Genomic DNA, 17685 nt, shown 5'->3' on the forward strand with positions numbered 1-17685 from the left:
CCGCCGCCTTGGCGCTGGTGTTGCGTTCCATCGCGGTCTGCACCAGCGTGCACAGATGGTTGAGGTTGACCACGTCCTGGCCAATCAGGCGCGGCGCGATGAAGTGGCGGATTGCTTCGATGATCGAGCCGTGCGTATCGCCGGTGATCACTGCGGTGGCCGGGCTTCACCGTAGCCGGTGTGACCGGTGTCGGTGCGGATCAGCACCACCACGTCTTCCACGGTCTCCACCGTGCGCAGGGCGGTCTTGAACGGTGTCTTCAACGGCACGCGCAGCATGCCCAGTTCGATGGCGGTGATCTTCATTCAGGAGTCTTGGCCCGCAGGCGCTGGATGTTGGTGATGCGGTCGATGTAGCGGACGGTATCGCTGGCCATCATCGGTTCCAGCGGCGTGACCGAAACACCATTGAGATGGGCCTGCACGCGCGTGCCGTCGGCACCGAACCAGCTGCCGCCCGCCGTATCGTGGATGACCCAGGTACGGCCGTCGACGTGGCCGATGGCCATCATCACGTGGCCGGGGATGTAGACCAGATCGCCCACCTGCAGGTCGGTGACGGCGCGGTCGCGCACCGCCTTGCCGTCCTTGCCGGTGAACGGCAGGGCGATCCAGGGCAGGGCTGACCGCCTGTGCACTGGTATTGCGTGGCAGCAGCACGCCGAAGCTGCGGTAGATCTCGGATACGAAGCCGCTGCAGTCGCGGGTGTCGTAGTCGTGGCCCCAGCCGTAGCGCTCGCCGAGGAACTTGAAGGCCTGCTGCAGCAGCAGGCGTGGGGTCAGCGGCAGGTAGTCGGCGGCGGTGTCCTGCGAACGTGGCAGCAGCGCCGGCACCAGCTTCAACCGACCGTCGGCTTCGCGTACCGGCAACTGCACCACCCACGACGCATGCGCCTGCTGGCCGTTCACCGGCTCTGAAGCAGGCCAGCCGGCCAGTACCGGCAGGCGCACGCCCATGTCCAGCTGCAGGCGCGAGACGCGCGGTTCTTCCGGGGTGTAGGCGGTCTGCGCGGTGGCACCGGTGACGATCCGGTACGGGCCTTTGGCGCCATAGCCGAGCACGGTGGCTTTGTCGCCGCTGGCGATGGCATCGGACTCGATCCATGCGCTGTAGCGCTCGCTGTGCACGAACAGCCAGTGGCCGTCGGCGCTGCGATGGACCACGGCAATCTTGTCGCCGGGGAACAGCGCCGATTCCTGGAAGCGATCGATGTCGGTATCGCCGATGCTGCTGAAGACGCGCTCGCGGGTTGGGAAGGTGCGCAGAGCTGCGCGCTTCACCACCAGCCCATACTGGCGGTGCCGTCCGGGCGGGAATCCCATCGAGGCCCAGGTTTGCTTCGATCGTGCTGCGCAGTGCCGGCGTGATGGCCTGGCCCTTGTCGTTGTACAGGGTGCGGCTGGCCAGCTCGACAGCGCGGTGATGCTGGCACGCACCGTCGCCGCATCAAGCTGGGCTGGCAATGCGGCGATGTCCTGGATGTGGCTGTCCTGTGCCCGCATCCGCGCGTTCTGTGCCTCGATCTGGCTGCGGTCCAGGACCGGCACGTCGGCGTTGTCCAGGCGCGCGGCCCAGTACTGCGGGGGTGAGGTAGGCCTCGTGCAGGCCGATCACATAGGGCAGCGGTGCGCCGGATCGGGTGACGGGGCTGCCTGTGAAAGGGCTGGTGCGGCCAGCAGGCACAGGGCAGGGTCAAGCGGCGTGGCCAATGCCGATGCCGTTCGCGGGAGCCAGGATCATGCGCTGCACACCCTCCTCGAATGCCTTTTGGAATATTTATTCCTTTTGGCCACGAAAGCAAGAATAAATTATTGACCAGCATCCCGGCCCGTGTTACACAGCCGTTACCACCCGCGCTGGGGAAGTGTCGCTGTGGATCCTGCCGTTCGGCAAACCACGTCTGCCTGCACTGCCGGCCTGTGTGCCGCGCTGCTGCTGTGGGCGTGGTCGGCGGGAGCGGAGCCGCCACCCTCGGCCATCCAGTTTGCGCGGGTCGTGCAGATGATCGACGCGGGACGGTTCTCCGAAGCCGGCAGCGAACTGAACACCTGGTCGGCTGCGGACGCGGCGGAGCCTGGCGTCAGTTTCGACGACATCGCGTTCCAGGAAGAGCGCATGCGCCGCATCCGCCTGGATTTTTCCCTCGACGAAGCCGCCGTCAAGTCTGCCGTGCGCCGCTGGATTCCCGACCTGACCGACGAGGAATTCGCACGCTGGGACCAGCTTGGACTGATCGAACACCTCGACATCGATGGCACGCGCTGGTACTTCAAGCGCGCACCATCGAACCTGTTCCTGCTCAGTGATGAGGCGCGTGCACGCCGCCGCGCGGATGCACCGATGCCGCCTCCGGCCCCAACGAAGTGCTCAACGCCCACCACGCGCGCGCGGTTGCCGCAGCCGAACAGAGTGGCCCAGGCGTCGGTGCTGCCGCAGCGCATTGAATTCACCCAGTCGCTCACAGTGAAAGCCGATGCCGTGCCGGCCGGCGAAACCGTACGCGCCTGGATTCCGTACCCGCGCGAAATCCCGGGACAGCAGGAGCAGGTGCAGTGGCTGGGCGGCAGCCCGGGCAAGGCGCGGGTGGGCACCGGCCAGCACCTTGCAACGCACGGCCTATCTGGAAGCCAAAGCGGTGGCTGGGCAGCCGACCCGCTTCGAGGTCCGCTACGCGGTCACGATCTTCGCCCGGCATACCGCGATCGATCCGGCCAGGGTGCGGCCGACCCCGGCTGATCCGGCGTTGAAGCCCTATCTGGCCGAGCAGCTGCCGCATGTGCGCTTCACCCCTGCGCTGAAGCTGTTCTCCGACCAGGTGCTGCAGGGCGAGACGCGCCCGTATGAAGTGGTGCGCAAGCTGTTTGCTGCGGTCGACCGCATTCCTGGGCCGGTGCGCGCGAATACTCCACGATCAGCAACATCAGCGATTACGCGCTGCGTTCCGGCCATGCCGACTGCGGGCAGCAGACCCTGCTGCTGATAGCGTTGCTGCGCCTGAACGGCATTCCCGCGCGCTGGCAGTCGGGGCATGGTGTTCTCCGACGATGGCAGCGGCTACAACAACCTGCATGACTGGGGCAGGTCTACCTGGCGCCGTATGGCTGGCTGCCGATGGACGTGACCACCGGGGCACTGGCCAGCGACGTGCCGGCCCTGCGCGATTTCTACCTGGGTGGCCTCGACGGCTACCGCATCGCCTTCAACGATGATTTCGGCCAGCCCTTCGTGCCGGCCAAGCAGCACTTCCGCTCGGAAACGGTCGACTCGCAGCGCGGCGAGGCCGAGTGGGCAGGCGGCAACTGTACTTCGACCAATGGAGCTACGACTTCCAGTGGCGGGTACTGCCAGCCAGGCAACGCTAGCGCGACACATCGCACTCCACACCATTCAATTCTTGCAGGAGAGAGCAGGGGATGAAGGCTTACAGCATCAAGCGGGCGGCGTTGTGCGTCGCCCTCGGGGCGTGTCTGGGCATGATGCTGCCGGCACAGCAATGGCGCAGAACGTGAGCGGCGCGGTGGCGGGCCGCGCCACCGCCGGTGATCAGGTGACCGTGGTCAGCAACAGCACGGGCCTGACCCGCTCTGTCACGGTCGGTGCCGATGGCAGCTATCGCCTTGGCCAGCTACCGGTGGGCGACTACCAGTTGCAGCTCAGCCGTGATGGCCAGAAGCTGGGTGATCAGGTTGCTGTCAGCGTCGCGATCGGCGGCACCACCACGGTCAATCTGGCAAGCGGCGGCGGCGTCACCAATCTCGATGCACTGCAGGTGGTCGGCACACGCGTGGTCAATCGCGTGGATGTCTATTCCACCGAAACATCCTTCAACATCAATCGACAGGAAATTCTCGCGCCTTCCTGTGGCGCAGGACCTGTCTGCGGTCGCACTGATGGCGCCTGGGCGTGGTCGGCGGCAACTCGTCCTTTGGTGGCTTGTCCTTCGCCGGCTCGTCGGTGGCTGAAAATGCCGTCTTCATCAATGGCCTGAATGTCACCGACATGTACACCCGTCGCGGCTTCAGTACCCGCGCCGTTCGCCTTCTTCAAGGAGTTTCAGGTCAAGACCGGCGGATACTCGGTTCGAGTTTCGGCCGCTCCACCGGTGGCGTGATCAATGCGGTGACCCGTTCGGGCAGCAACGAGTTCGAAGGCGGCGTGGAAGTCACCGCTGAACCCAGTGCATGGCGCTCCAGCGGCGGCGACCACTTCCATCGTGATGGAACCCCGCATTCGTATGGCAGCCGCGACAACAACTCGTTCCTGAAGACCAACGTGTGGGGCTCCGGTCCGATCATCAAGGACAAGCTGTTCCTGTTCGCGATGTATGAAGACCGCAGTGACAAAGGGCACAACACCTCGTCCGATGGCAGTACCTGGTTCAAGAATGATTCCGGCAACGGCTTCTGGGGCACCAAGCTGGACTGGAACATCAACGACAACCACAGCCTGGCGCTGCTGGCGTTCTCCGACGAAGGTGACGTCACCAACGCCTCGTATGGCTACAACTGGAACGCCAGACCAGCTCGGTGCAATGGGGCGGTGATTCGGTCACCGAGACGGGTGGTCGCAACTGGTCGGCCACCTATACCGGCCACTTCGGCCAGAACTTCACCGCCCGCGCCATGGTCGGCCAGACAACCAGCGTGCGTTCACCAATTCGTCGCTGGATCAGGCGTGCAGCCCGGTGTTCACCGACAGCACCTACGGCCCGCGCCTGGGCAAGCTGCAGGGCCTGCGCGCAGGCTGCCACCCCACCCGGCACGGCAGTGGCCGAGCGTGACGATACCCGTGACGTGGCGCGACTGGACTTCGAATGGCAGCTGGGTGATCACCTGCTACGCTTCGGTGTCGACCGTGAGCTGATGACCACAAAGCAGTCCACCCGCTACCCCGGTCCGACCGAGTTGAGCTACACGGCCTACGTAGCGCGACCTGGCGATGAAGTCTGGGGACGGTGCCAATGCCTACGTGCCAGCAGGCGTTACCGAAATGCTGCGTGCGCGCAACCGCAAGTCGGGAGGCACGTTCGAGACTGAAGCCAATGCCTTCTACGTGGAAGACATCTGGAACATCACTCCGACCTGATGCTCAACCTCGGCGTGCGCTGGGACCGTTTCGAAAACCGCACCGCCGCCGGCAAGCGTTCATCAAGATGGACGACCTGGTCGCGCCGCGTGTGGGCTTCTCGTGGACATGCGCGGTGATGGCAGCACCAAGCTCTTCGGCAACGCCGGCCGCTACTACCTGCCGGTTACCAACAACATCAACGTGAACTTCGCCGGTGGTCTCACCGACGAATACAGCTATTACGTGCTCAATGGCTGGGAACAGAAGACCTCGCCGACAGGCTCGCCGTACATGGCACCGATCGTCGGCCAGCAGATCGGGCCGACCGACACCCGCATGAACACCGGGCGGTGCCGACCTGCGCCAGAGCGTGGACCGCGATCTCAAGGCGGTCTACCAGGACGAGTACATCCTGGGCTTCCAGAACATGATCAACCAGGCGTGGTCCTGGGGCGTCAACGCCACTATCGACGGATGACCGTGCGCTGGATGACATCCGCATCAACTACACCCCGTGCGGCCCGACCCCGAGCACGCTGTGGCCGATCGCCAATCCGGGCGAGAGCCTGACAATCTGGGGCGACAAGAGCATCGGCTGCGCCAACGAAGGCTGGATCACCATCGATACCGCCAACAGGGGCTATCGCAAGGGCGGCAGCGGCGAGGTAATCGGTTACTCCAAGCCCAAGCGTACCTACAAGGCGCTGGAGTTCCAGATCGACCGTGCATGGGACGAGAAGTGGATGTTCAACGCGTCCTACCTGTGGTCGAAGAGTGAAGGCAACTTCGAAGGACCAGTGAACTCCGATACCAACTACGGTGATACCGGCATGGTCCAGTTCTGGGACCACCCCGCCACCAACGAGCGCTACGGCGTACTGTTCAACGACTTCCGCCACCAGTTCAAGCTGCGAGCTGCGTACGCACTGAACAAGCAATGGTCCTTTGGCACCACGTTGCAGGTGCAGTCCGGTGGCCCGATCACTGCGTATGGCGTGATGTGGCCAAACGACTCCATCGCGGTGGCAGTACCTCCAGTGAAGGTAGTGGCGGTGGCACGCGTTGGCTGTGCGTGGCCAACTGCTCCGGCCCATACAACCAGCGACAGTTCGAGTACAGTCCGCGCGGCGCGTTCGGTCGCCTGCCATGGACGTGGACCATGGGCGCAATGTGACGTGGCGTTTGCCGGTGGAAGGCATCGACCTCAGCGCACGGCTGTCGGTCTACAACCTGTTCAACAATCAGAAGACCATCAACGTGCACCAGCGCTATGAAGCGCAGCCCGGCCAGTACCGCGAGGCGACGTTCGCCACCGGACGCGCTGGCAGGCTCCGCGCTATACACAGTTGGTGGTGACCTGGAATTTCTGAGGCTGCATCCGTGCCGTCCGTGTGGGCGGCGCGGGCATTGGAAGGGAAGCGTGCATGCATCATCTGCTGATCCTCGCGGCGGCACTGGCCGCACCTCCGCTTCGGCGGTCGATACCGCATCCATCGATGCGGATATCGCCGCCGTGGTCCGCGTCGAGCATCTGCCCGGGCTGGCCATGGCAGTAGTCGAGAACGGGCGCGTGGTCTATCGCCATGCGGAAGGGGCGCGCGGCGATGGCGGCCGCATCGACGAGGACACCCTGTTCAAGATCGCCTCCAACAGCAAGGCGATGACCGCCGCGTTGCTGGCGCGGCTGGTGCAGCAGGGCAAGCTGCGCTGGGATGATCCGGTGCAGCGGTACCTGCCCGGGTTCCGCATGCAGGACGCATGGGTCGGCCAGCAGATGCAGGTGCGCGACCTGCTGATCCACAGCAGCGGTCTCGGCCTGGGCGCCGGCGACCTGATGCTGTGGCCGGAACCGAACACGTTCACCCGTGCCGACATCATCGCCGGACTGGCGCACCTCAAGCCGGTCAGCAGCTTCCGCAGCACTATGCCTACGACAACCTGATGTACGTGGTGGCCGGGGAAGTGGCCGCTGCGGCCGGTGGCAAACCCTATGACCAGCTGATGCGCGAGCAGGTGTTCGAACCACTCGGCATGACCCGCTGTCAGGTCGGGGCCTGGTCGGTGAAACGCGTGGGCAATGTCGCGCAGCCGCATGCATGGCGTGGTGATCGCAATGAGGGGTGAACGCCGACGGTGATATCAGCCCGGACCTGCCGTCGATGGCGGCCGGTGGCATCCGTTGCTCGCTGCGCGACATGACGCGCTGGATGCAGGTACTGCTGGATCCTGCCGTGGTGCCGGACTGGCTGGACAGCACGCAACGCCGCACGCTGTGGACCCTGCACATGCCGATGCCGTTGGGTGAACGCCAGCAGCGCTGGGACAACGCGCATTTCTACGGCTACGGTTACGGCTGGCGCGTGTCGGACATGGACGGGCAGTGGAAGGTAGCGCACACCGGCACGCTGTCGGGCATGTACTCGTCGCTGGCGCTGCTGCCCGACCGGAAGGTGGGTGTGGTGATGCTGATCAACGGTGAAGGCGAGGATGCACGCACAGCGCTGATGCAGGGCAGCGCTGAAGCGCTTCACCACCCCCCGACGATGCGCGTCCGGCGATGGAGTACCTGGCCGAACTGAAGGCGGACCAGGCAACGCGGGCCGCGAGCGGCCATTCGCGGCCATCCACCGCTGCGGCGCAGGTGACGAGCCGCACGGACCTGTCCCGCTGGCAGGGTCGTTACCGCGATCCGTGGCTGGGCCCGGCCTCACTGTGCCCGGGCGCGGACGGCCTGCGTTTCAGCGTCGACAAGTCGCCCCCGACTGCAGGCCACGGTGCTGCAGTTGCAGGGGCGTTGGCTGCTGCGCTGGGATACGCTGGGCGAAGACGCACAGGCCTGGCTGCAGCCCGGTGACGGTGCGCCGCCCACACTAGACCTGCGTGCCATCGACCCGGACATCGACTTCAGCTATGACTTCCAGGACCTGCATTTCACTCGTACTGGCGACTGCCCTGGCAGCGAGCGCCAGCGCCGCTGAGCCGCCGCGCGTTTCGCCGGCGATCGACGCCGCCAGTGCCGGTCTGGTCGAGATCCGTTCGCTGTCGCCACGCATCGAGATGGATATCCGCTACGCCAGCGCCAACAACTTCACCGGCGCGCGCGTGTACCGGGTTACGAGGCGCCCTCGTGCTACCTGCTGGCGCCGTGGCGAAGGCGCTGGCGCAGGTGGAACAGGACCTGCGTGCGGATGGATTCGGCCTGCGGATCTACGACTGCTACCGGCCCGGTGCGCTCGGTGCAGGCCTTCATGGCCTGGTGTGAACGACCCGCGCGAGCGCTCGCGCAAGGCATTGCAGTACCCGGATCTGGACAAGCCGCGGCTGCTGGCTGACGGCTACATCGCCGAACGTCCGGACACAGCCGCGGCGCCACGGTCGATCTGGGGCTGCTGGATTGCCGCAGTGGTGCATGTACGCCGCTGGACATGGGCACCGACTTCGATTTCTTCGGGCCGCGCGCGCATACGCAGACCAGCGGGTTGAGCGATGCACAGCAGGCGAACCGCCAGCAGCTGGTGCGCGCGATGGCGCGGCGGGGCTTCGTCAATTATCCGCAGGAGTGGTGGCACTACACCCTGCAGCCGGAACCGGATCCCGGCACCGCGTACGACGTTCCGGTGCTCTAGGGGGTTTCGGCAGGGCTGCGCCCTGCACCCGCGGTAAGTGCCGGCCGCTGGCCGCAACATCAGGAGCAACAGCAACAGCGTGCGTTCCGTGGGTTGGCGGGGCGGTGCCGGAGTGCGGGGACACCGTAAATCCGTCCATGGAGGCTTGGCAGCCGCATCCATGCGGCTGACACCCCGCACTCCGGCACCGCCCCGCCTCTGACAGTTTCCCGCGGAGTCCGTTGTAAAGCCGAGCCCATGCTCGGCTGCTCTTTTTTCAATCGTCGAGATATTCGATCTCGATGGAGATTCATCCACGCATGGCGTGGATCTACCGTGGCCACCGGATCGGGTCCGGGGCAGATCCCTTACACTGGCCGCCTTCTCATCCCAGCCCGCCCGATGAACCTTCCCCTGCACTTCGCCTGCTCGGCACCCTGGAGGCCGGCGCCATCGCCTGCTGGTCGGCCTGCTGGTGTATTTCCTGTGGTCGTGGCTGTGCCGGCTGCTGCACTGGTCGGTGGGGCATGCGAACGGCTGGTCCTGCGTCATCTCGGTGGTGGCCTCCGCCGGCATCGACGCGTGGAAGCTGTTCTACATGGGCATCGTGCGGCTTGGAGTCGCCGCTGTACGCGCGCCTGTTCCTCGCCACCATCCACGATCCGAACGAACTCGGTAGCCGTGTCGTGCTGGAAATCGCCGGCGCACTCGCCGGTGTCGCCCTGGATGGGTGTTGTTCAGTTCGCGGTCATTGGAAAAAACCGTCGACTGACGCAGGTTTTTCGTTGCCTCCGGTTAAATCCAGAGGCGCTGAATGCGCATCTCATGAGCCCACTCACTCCCCGCTAACCAGCGCGCTAAAGCATGCGTGGAGGCGAGTGGTTAATCGCGCGTGTGGAGGCTGGCCGCGGCCCAAAATCGATTCAGAAAGGCGGTGGCAGGGTAGGTGCCGTGCGGAAGCAACAGGCCGCGCAACACCACCCAATTGGTAGGAGACACCCCTGATGACTATTCGCAACCGCAAGCCCCTGATCGCCCTGATCGTCGCCGCCGGCAGTGTGCTGGCCATACCGGGCGATGGCACAGTCGGCCAAGCAGCAGGCCGCGCATGCGCAGAATGAAGCGGCGCAGGCCCAGCAGGCGGCGGCACAGGCCGGGCAGGCGGCTGACCAGGCGACCGACGCGGCCGCAGCGGCATCGGCGCAGGCCAACGGCGGTGGCCAGACCTGGGCCAGCATCGATACCGATGGCAACGGCACCATCAGCAAGACCGAGGCGCAGGTGAACGCCGGCCTGGCCCAGGTGTTCGACCAGGCCGATACCAACAAGGGACGGCGAGCTGAGCGCCGACGAGTACAAGGCCTACGTGGCCGCGCAGCAGGCCGGCGCTGGTGCCGGCGCGGCGCAGGGCCGCTGATCCAGACCTGATTCGGGAAGACCGGTGCATGGGGACCCGGGCGGCTGCGGCCGCCCGGGTTTTGCCGTATTGACGGCGCCTGCGCCGGGCACGACCATCCGCGCATGGCAACCCTCAAGCGCCATTTCGAGACCATGGCCCGCTACAACGCCTGGGCCAACCAGCGCCTGTACGCCGCCGTGGAGCCACTGCCCGACGAGGACTACCGAAGGCCGTGCGGCGCGTTCTTCGGTTCCGTCGAACGTACGCTCAACCACCTGCTGGTGACGGATCGCATCTGGCTGCGCCGGCTGGCCGGGCAAGGCGATACCGGCTATGCACTGGACACGCTGCTGTTCACCGATTTCACCGCGCTGCGTCAGGCGCGGATCGAGGAGGATGCCGGCATCGTCGCGTTCGTGCTCGGGCTGTCCGATGCGGCCTTGGCGACCCGTGTCGCCTATCGACGCGTGTCCACGCCCGAACCGCAGCTGCAGCGGGTGGACGCCGGGTTGGCACACTGGTTCAACCACCAGACCCATCACCGCGGCCAGGTACATACCCTGCTGACCCAACTGACCGGCCAGGCCCCGGCACTGGACCTGCTGGTCTACCAGCGCCAGCACGGCGACTGAGCCTGCCCGGTGTCCCACGTGCCGGGACGGCGGTATCCTTGTGCGATGACTACCCCCACGCCTGCGCCGTCGCGCGCCATCGGCCTGGTCGGTTTTGACGGTGACGACACGCTGTGGAAGAGCGAGGACTACTACCGCAAGGCCGAGCAGGATTATCTTGACCTGCTGTCGCGCTACGTCGACGTGCATGACACCCAGACCGCGCGCCACCTGCTGGAAGTGCAGCAGCGCCACCTGGGCACCTTCGGTTACGGCGTGAAGAGCATGACGCTGTCGATGATCGAAGCGGCCATCGACATCACCGGCCAGCGCATCGAGGCCAAGGACATCCAGCGCATCCTGGAGATCGGCCATGACACCCTGCGCCACCCGGTCGAGCTGATCGACGGTCGTGCGCGAAGCGGTGGCGGCCATCGCCGAGCACTACCCGGTAGTGCTGATCACCAAGGGCGACCTGTTCCACCAGGAAGCGAAGATCAAGGTGGCCAACCTGGCCGAGCTGTTCCCGCGCATCGAGATCGTTTCCGAGAAGGACCCGGAGACCTACGCCCGCGTGCTGGCCGAATTCGACCTGCCGATGCAGCGCTTCGTGATGGTCGGCAACTCGCTGCGCTCGGACATCGAGCCGGTGGTGACCCTGGGTGGCTGGGGCGTGCATACCCCGTACGCGGTGACCTGGGCCCACGAGACCCAGCATGGCGTGGCCGACGATGAACCGCGCATGGTCACCGCCGATACCGCCCACGACTGGCCGGCTGCACTGGCGGCGATCGAGGCCAAGGCCGCTGCAGCGGCCTGACAGGGCGCGGCGGCTGCGGCAGAATCGGGGCATGAACGTCCGACTGCGCGCGCTGTTGTTGTCCCTGCTGCTGGTGCCGGCCACCGTGCTGGCCCAGCAGACCGCCGAGCGTTCGGCGGCCTACGCGGTGGAAACCGGTGACAGCTGGGTCGATGCCCAGCTGCAGGACATCAACCACTACGCCGAGCGCTACCCCGACGCCTTCCTCGACGAGGTGTCGCGCTATGCCGACGTACCGCGCGGCTATATCAGCGCACTGTTCACCACCCATGGCTGGCAGGCCGGGGATATCTACTTCGCCTGCTTCTGGGCCAAGGCCAGCGGCCAGACCTGCCGCGACAGCGTGCGCGCCTTCAGCCAGGACCCGGCCGGCGGCTGGGAGGCGGTGGTGAAGCGGATGCCGACCAAGCCGGAGAACCTGCATTACCGCGCGCTGCGCCACGCCATCGTGGCCAGCTACCAGCACTGGGACCGGCCGATCACCCTGGATGCCACCCTGAAGCGCCAGCTCAAGCGGTAGTGCCGGCCGCTGGCCGGCAACTGCACCCTTCCAGGCATCCGGGGGTTGCCGGCCAGCGGCCGGCACTACCGATTTCTTTCATGTTGCTGTGCATATCGCCGCCGCCGCGCGCTCCGGCGACAATACGGGTTCGAGCTGTTCCCCGTTCCCGTAATCGAGTGACTGATGAGCGCCTCTTTCGTTTCGCCTGATGTGATCCGCCGCCTGTTCGCGCAGGCCATGTCCCGCATGTACCGCACCGAAGTGCCGCTGTACGGCACGCTGGTGGAACTGGTGGAGCGGATCAACGCGCAGGTGCTTGACCAGGACCCAGCGCTAGCCGCGCAGCTGCTGCGCAACGACGAGCGTGCGCGCCTGGACGAGGAGCGCCATGGCGCGATCCGCGTCGGCACCGTGCAGGAACTGGCGACGCTGCGCCGCCTGTTCGCGGTGATGGGCATGTTCCCGGTCGGCTACTACGACCTGTCGGTGGCTGGCGTGCCGGTGCACTCCACCGCGTTCCCGGCCGCTGACCGGCGCCGCGCTGGCGCAGAACCCGTTCCGCGTGTTCACCTCGCTGCTGCGCCTGGAGCTGATCGAAGACGAAACCCTGCGTGCCGAATCGGCGCGCATCCTCGAACGCCGCCGCATCTTCACCGACGGCGCGCTGGCGCTGATCGAGCAGGCCGAGCGTGACGGCGGGTTGTCGCAGGCCGATGCCGAGCGTTTCGTCGATGAAGCACTGGAAACCTTCCGCTGGCACGGTGATGCCACCGTCGACCTGCCGACCTACCACGCCCTGCACAACGCGCATCGCCTGGTGGCCGACGTGGTCAGCTTCCGGGGCCCGCACATCAACCACCTGACCCCGCGCACGCTGGATATCGACGCGGCGCAGGCCGCGATGATCGAACAAGGCATGGCGGCCAAGGCGGTGATCGAAGGCCCGCCGCGCCGCGCCTGCCCGATCCTGCTGCGCCAGACCAGCTTCAAGGCACTGGAAGAAGCCGTGCATTTCCCGGACAGTGAGGGTGGTGATGCCGGTACGCATACCGCGCGCTTCGGCGAGATCGAACAACGTGGCCTTGCGCTGACCCCGAAGGGCCGCGCGCTGTACGACCAGCTGCTGTCGCAGGCACGCGATGCCGGTGGCGAAGGCAGTACCGGCGGCGACTACGGCCAGCGCCTGCAGGCGGTGTTCGCCAGCTTCCCGGATGACCACGACACGCTGCGCCAGGAAGGCCTGGGCTATTACCGCTACCAGCTGACCGACGCCGGCCGCGCCGCGCCGGAGCGCGTGGCTGATCTGCCGGCTGAAGTGCTGGTGGCCGCGGGCCTGGCCACCGCCGACCCGATCGTCTACGAGGATTTCCTGCCGGTCAGTGCCGCGGGCATCTTCCAGTCGAACCTGGGCGGTGAAGAACAGCGTGCCTATGCCGCGCATGCCAACCGCGAGGCCTTCGAGCAGGCCTTGGGCGTGGCGGGTGAACGACGAGTTCGAGATCTACGAGCGGCTGCAGGCTGAGTCGCTGGCGGCGCTGCGCATCGTTTGATGGTAGAGCCGGCCGCTGGCCGGCTGTAGGGGAAGCCGGCCAGCGGCCGGCTCTACCCGATGTCCGTGCCTGGGGTCATGGCGCTGCCCTCTGTAGAGCCGAGCCATGCTCGGCTGCCGAGAAAAGCAGTCGAGCATGGCTCGACTCTACAACAGCGGGTCTCAGCCCTTCATCGTGCCGGTATCCAGCCAGCGCTGGTGCCACGACAGCGCTTCCGGCAGCAGGTGCGGGGTGTGCTTGCCGTAGCTCTCGCGGCTGGCACGGTCGAAGTAGTCCTGCAGCTGCGGGCGGAAATCCGGGTGCGCGCAGTTGTCGATCAGCACCTGCGCGCGCTTGCGCGGGGTCAGGCCGCGCAGGTCGGCCAGGCCCTGCTCGGTCACGATCACCGACACATCGTGCTCGGTGTGGTCGACATGGCTGGCCATCGGCACGATCGCCGAGATGGTGCCGTTCTTCGCCGTGGACGGGCTCAGGAACGCCGACAGGAAACCGTTGCGGGCGAAGTCACCGGAACCACCGATGCCGTTCATGATCCGCGTGCCCATCACGTGCGTCGAGTTGACGTTGCCGTAGATGTCCACCTCGATCATGCCGTTCATGCCGATGCAGCCGAGGCGGCGCACCAGTTCCGGATGGTTGGAGATTTCCTGCGTGCGCATGATGATGCGTTCGCGGTAGAAATCGATGTGTTCCTTGAACGTCTCGTTGGCCTGCGGGCTCAGCGCGAAGCCGGTGCACGAGGCGTAGCTCAACACGCCGTCGCGCAGCAGGTCGAGCATGCCGTCCTGGATCACTTCGGTGAACGCGGCCAGGTCGCGGAAACCGCTCTTGGCCAGGCCGGCCAGCACCGCGTTCGGGATATTGCCCACGCCCGACTGCAGCGGCAGCAGGTTCGGCGGCAGGCGGCCCTTCTTCACTTCGTGCTTGAGGAACTCGATCAGGTGCGAGGCGATCTGCTCGCTGGTTGCATCGATCGGGCTGAACGGGCTGTTGCGGTCCGGGCCGTTGGTGCGCACCACCGCCACGATCTTGTCCGGGTCGCAGCGCAGCGCGGTGTCGCCGATGCGGTCGTTGGCGTTCACCAGCGGAATCGGCTTGCGGTGCGGCGGCAGCGCGGTGCCGTAGTAGATGTCATGCATGCCGTCGACGCCGGCCGGCTGCCATTCGTTGACCTCGACGATCACCTTCTTCGCCAGGTCCAGCCAGGTCTTGTTGTTGCCGACCGAGGTGGAGGGCACCAGCGAGCCATCTTCGCGGATGGCCGAGACTTCGATCACGGCGGTATCGATCTCGCCGTAGAAACCGAACCACACGTGCTGGGCGACGTGGCTGAGATGGATGTCGATGTAATCCAGCTTGCCCTCGTTGATGCGGTTGCGCGCATCCGGGTCGCTCTGGAACGGCATGCGCATGGCGATGCCATCGGCCTTGGCCAGCGCGCCATCAAGCTCCGGCGCGGTGGAGGCGCCGGTCATCAGCTTGATCTGGAAGGGCTGGCCCTGGGCGTGCACCGCTTCGATGCGACGCGCCAGTTCCACGGGAACGGCCTTGGGATACCCGGAGCCGGTAAAGCCGCTCATGGCCACGGTTTCACCGGGCTGGATCAGCGCGGCTGCGGCCTCGGCGGAGACCACGCGGTCACGGAGACGCGCGTTGGCGATGCGATCAACAGACATGACGACAGTGTTTCTGGGGGGAAAGCCGATTATCGGCCATCCTCATCCGTACGGGGGGTTCTACCTTCGTGGAATGGCTTTTCCCCACAGGGGTCACCCATACCCACCGGTTTTGTTTTGCAGTGCAGCGTGCAAAGTGCTTTCGCAGCCCGCACGATGGCCCTGCATCCCGACGTGGGGGAGGGAGCAGAGCCCGCTGGCAGTTCGCTGCAAGCGGGCTTTTTTATTGCCTGTCGCCCATTATGAATGCGCGCGACACGCCGGGTCGGATCCTTTTGCCACGGGCAAAAGGCTCTGACCCGCGCAGTGCCAGCAATCCGGGGTCAGAGCCCTTTGCCGTTGGCAAAGGGATCCGACCCCGCGAGAATCGAGGTATGACCCTCGCCCCCGCCGACCTTCCCGCGTCCCTGCAGCCCCTTGTCGACCGCGCCCTGGCGCGCCTGGCCCAGGTCCTGCCCGAGCCCGTTCCTGCCGAGCTGCTGCCGCTGCTGACCCGGCTGGCGGTGGCCAGCGACTTCGCGCTGGACACCCTGGTGCGGCAACCGGCGCTGCTGGCACAACTGGCCGCACCCGGCTGCCCGCCGATCCCGGGGCCGGTGCTCGATCCGCTGCAGCCCAGCGACTGGCCGGCGCAGATCCGGCGCTGGCGTACCGCCATGTCGACGCGGCTGATCTGGCGCGACCTGACCGGCCTGGACGACGTGGCGCAGACCCTGGCCGGCGCCACCGCTTTGGCCGAAGACTGCCTGCGGCTGGCGCTGGACGCCCTGCAGCAGGAATTCGCCCAGCGCCACGGCGTGGTCCGCGATGGCGAAGGCACGCCGCAGCAGCTGGTGGTGTTCGGCCTCGGCAAGCTCGGCGGGTGGCGAGCTCAACTTCAGTTCCGATGTGGACCTGGTCTACGCCTACCCGCACGGCGGCGAATCCGACGGGCCGCGCGCGCTGGCCGCTGAAGAATACTTCGCGCGCCTCGGCCAGCGCCTGGCCAAGCTGCTGGACGAAACCACCGTCGATGGTTTCAGTCACCGCGTCGACCTGCGCCTGCGCCCGTTCGGCAGCGCCGGTCGCGTCGCGCTGTCGTTCGCCGCGATGGACCAGTACTTCCAGCGCGAAGGCCGCGACTGGGAACGCTATGCGTGGCTGAAGGCGCGCGCGGTGGCCGGCGATATCGACGCCGGTGAAGCGTGGCTGCAGACCCTGCGCCCGTTCGTGTATCGCCGCTACCTGGATTTCACCGCGCTCGACGGCCTGCGCGAGATGAAGGCGGCGATCACCGCCGAAGTCGCGCGCCGCGAACTGCATGAGGACATCAAGCGCGGCGCCGGCGGCATCCGCGAAATCGAATTCCTGTGCCAGGCGCTGCAGCTGATCCGCGGTGGCCGCGAACCAACCTTGCGCGAGCGTCGCCTGCTGGTGGCGCTGGACGCGCTGGTGGCGGCCGGGCAGATCGCGCCCGAGGATGGCAGCGCGCTGCGCGAGGCTTACCTGTTCCTGCGCCGGCTGGAAAACCCGCCTGCAGATGCTGCGCGACGCGCAGACCCACGTGCTGCCCAGCGATGCGCTGGACCGCGAGCGCATCGCCGTCGGCCTGGGCTACCCGGACTGGGAGGTGCTGCGCGCGGCACTGGCCGTGCAGCAGCAGCGGGTCAGTACTGAATTCGCAGCGCTGCTGGCACCGCGCAAGGGCCAGGCCGCGCCCGATGCATTGGCCAACTACTGGCGCAGCCTGCCCGAGGGCAGCAACGCGCCGCTGCTGGCCGAAGCCGGTTTCCTCGATGCCAATGGCGCCGACCAGTCGCTGCGCGATTTCGCGCAGGGCACCGGCGTGAAGTCGTTGTCCGATGCCGCGCGTGCGCGGCTGGATCGCGTGCTGCCCGCGTTGCTGCATGCGGCCACGCGTTCGCCGCAGCCCGATGCCGCGCTCAAGCGCGTGCTTGGCCTGCTGCAGGCGGTGCTGCGCAGGACCAGCTATCTCGCGCTGCTGGACGAACAGCCGAGCGCGTTGGCGCGTCTGGTCGATGTGCTGGCGCGCAGCGCGCTGCTGGCCGAGCGCCTGGCCGCGTACCCGCTGCTGCTGGACGAACTGCTGGACGTGCGCGTGTCCGGGCCGATGCCGGATGCCGCCGGCATGCTGGCCGAGTGCCAGCAGGTGCTGGCGGTGGAAGATCCCGAATCCGCACTGCGCTGGCTCAATGAAACGCGACTGGCACTCAGCTTCCGCATGGCGATGGCCACGCTGGATGGCCGCCAGGGCGCGGTGGACAGCACGCGGCAACTGGCCGAGCTGGCGCAGGCGGTGGTGGTCACCGTGCTGGCGATGGCCGAGGCGGACATGCGCGCCGCGCACGGCGAGATCCCTGGCGGGCGCTTCGCGATCATCGGCTATGGCAGCCTCGGTGGGCTTGAACTGGGCTTCGGTTCCGACCTGGACCTGGTGTTCCTGCACGACAATCC

At 66.5% G+C, this 17685-nt stretch carries 7 protein-coding genes and 10 pseudogenes; 14 read left to right on the plus strand and 3 right to left on the minus strand.

Annotation, left to right across the window (positions count from 1 at the left end; translation table 11 throughout):
• A pseudogene (locus AB1281_RS01465) lies at nucleotides 1-306 on the minus strand (dipeptide epimerase); the annotation flags it as partial.
• Nucleotides 303-1763 (minus strand): annotated as a pseudogene (locus AB1281_RS01470) (SH3 domain-containing protein). The pseudogenes AB1281_RS01465 and AB1281_RS01470, both read right to left, overlap by 4 nt.
• A gap of 110 nt (nucleotides 1764-1873) precedes the next feature.
• Between AB1281_RS01470 and AB1281_RS01475 the strand changes: the two are divergent.
• The 13 genes and pseudogenes from AB1281_RS01475 (at nucleotide 1874) to hglS (ending at nucleotide 13555) form a co-directional block, all read left to right on the plus strand.
• Nucleotides 1874-3363 (plus strand): annotated as a pseudogene (locus tag AB1281_RS01475) (transglutaminase-like domain-containing protein).
• 131 nt (nucleotides 3364-3494) lie between these two features.
• Entirely contained in the window at nucleotides 3495-3989 is a 495-nt protein-coding gene (locus AB1281_RS01480) for a carboxypeptidase-like regulatory domain-containing protein (RefSeq protein WP_430344903.1), read from the plus strand.
• Nucleotides 3905-4864: a hypothetical protein gene (locus tag AB1281_RS01485; protein WP_430344904.1), complete on the plus strand. Its 960-nt coding sequence runs from the start codon at nucleotides 3905-3907 to the stop codon at nucleotides 4862-4864. Before AB1281_RS01480 ends, AB1281_RS01485 begins: the two co-directional genes overlap by 85 nt.
• A gap of 75 nt (nucleotides 4865-4939) precedes the next feature.
• Entirely contained in the window at nucleotides 4940-5086 is a 147-nt protein-coding gene (locus tag AB1281_RS01490; protein ID WP_430344905.1) for a hypothetical protein, read from the plus strand.
• 1128 nt (nucleotides 5087-6214) lie between these two features.
• Nucleotides 6215-6424, plus strand: coding sequence for a hypothetical protein (locus AB1281_RS01495; protein ID WP_430344906.1), 210 nt, complete (start codon nucleotides 6215-6217; stop codon nucleotides 6422-6424).
• A gap of 68 nt (nucleotides 6425-6492) precedes the next feature.
• A pseudogene (locus AB1281_RS01500) lies at nucleotides 6493-8046 on the plus strand (serine hydrolase).
• Nucleotides 7979-8694, plus strand: a pseudogene (locus tag AB1281_RS01505) (M15 family metallopeptidase). The pseudogenes AB1281_RS01500 and AB1281_RS01505 overlap by 68 nt, the downstream one beginning before the upstream one ends.
• A 381-nt stretch (nucleotides 8695-9075) precedes the next feature.
• Nucleotides 9076-9445: pseudogene (locus tag AB1281_RS01510) on the plus strand (hypothetical protein).
• Between the two features lie 232 nt (nucleotides 9446-9677).
• Nucleotides 9678-10090: pseudogene (locus AB1281_RS01515) on the plus strand (EF-hand domain-containing protein).
• Between the two features lie 104 nt (nucleotides 10091-10194).
• Nucleotides 10195-10704 (plus strand): DinB family protein, encoded by a 510-nt coding sequence (locus tag AB1281_RS01520; protein WP_430344907.1) that lies wholly within the window; start codon nucleotides 10195-10197, stop codon nucleotides 10702-10704.
• 45 nt (nucleotides 10705-10749) lie between these two features.
• Nucleotides 10750-11503: pseudogene (locus AB1281_RS01525) on the plus strand (HAD family hydrolase).
• A gap of 31 nt (nucleotides 11504-11534) precedes the next feature.
• Complete coding sequence (locus tag AB1281_RS01530) at nucleotides 11535-12023, plus strand: hypothetical protein (RefSeq protein WP_430344908.1); 489 nt, start codon at nucleotides 11535-11537, stop codon at nucleotides 12021-12023.
• Between the two features lie 165 nt (nucleotides 12024-12188).
• Nucleotides 12189-13555, plus strand: a pseudogene (gene hglS / locus AB1281_RS01535) (2-oxoadipate dioxygenase/decarboxylase HglS).
• Between the two features lie 161 nt (nucleotides 13556-13716).
• Here hglS and AB1281_RS01540 read toward each other — a convergent pair.
• Entirely contained in the window at nucleotides 13717-15231 is a 1515-nt protein-coding gene (locus AB1281_RS01540) for an acetyl-CoA hydrolase/transferase family protein (protein ID WP_014035763.1), read from the minus strand.
• A 374-nt stretch (nucleotides 15232-15605) separates the two neighbouring features.
• Between AB1281_RS01540 and glnE the strand changes: the two are divergent.
• Nucleotides 15606-17685: pseudogene (gene glnE, locus AB1281_RS01545) on the plus strand (bifunctional [glutamate--ammonia ligase]-adenylyl-L-tyrosine phosphorylase/[glutamate--ammonia-ligase] adenylyltransferase); the annotation flags it as partial.

This window comes from Stenotrophomonas sp. NRRL B-14846 (assembly GCF_050473585.1).
GTDB lineage: Bacteria > Pseudomonadota > Gammaproteobacteria > Xanthomonadales > Xanthomonadaceae > Stenotrophomonas.

Excerpts from the sequence above, each read along its gene's own strand:
- AB1281_RS01480 (WP_430344903.1), top strand. The coding sequence starts at position 3,495 with ATGGCGCAGAACGTGAGCGGCGCGGTGGCGGGCCGCGCCACCGCCGGT.
- AB1281_RS01490 (WP_430344905.1), top strand. The coding sequence starts at position 4,940 with ATGAAGTCTGGGGACGGTGCCAATGCCTACGTGCCAGCAGGCGTTACC.
- AB1281_RS01495 (WP_430344906.1), top strand. The coding sequence starts at position 6,215 with ATGGACGTGGACCATGGGCGCAATGTGACGTGGCGTTTGCCGGTGGAA.
- AB1281_RS01520 (WP_430344907.1), top strand. The coding sequence starts at position 10,195 with ATGGCAACCCTCAAGCGCCATTTCGAGACCATGGCCCGCTACAACGCC.
- AB1281_RS01530 (WP_430344908.1), top strand. The coding sequence starts at position 11,535 with ATGAACGTCCGACTGCGCGCGCTGTTGTTGTCCCTGCTGCTGGTGCCG.
- AB1281_RS01540 (WP_014035763.1), bottom strand. The coding sequence starts at position 15,231 with ATGTCTGTTGATCGCATCGCCAACGCGCGTCTCCGTGACCGCGTGGTC.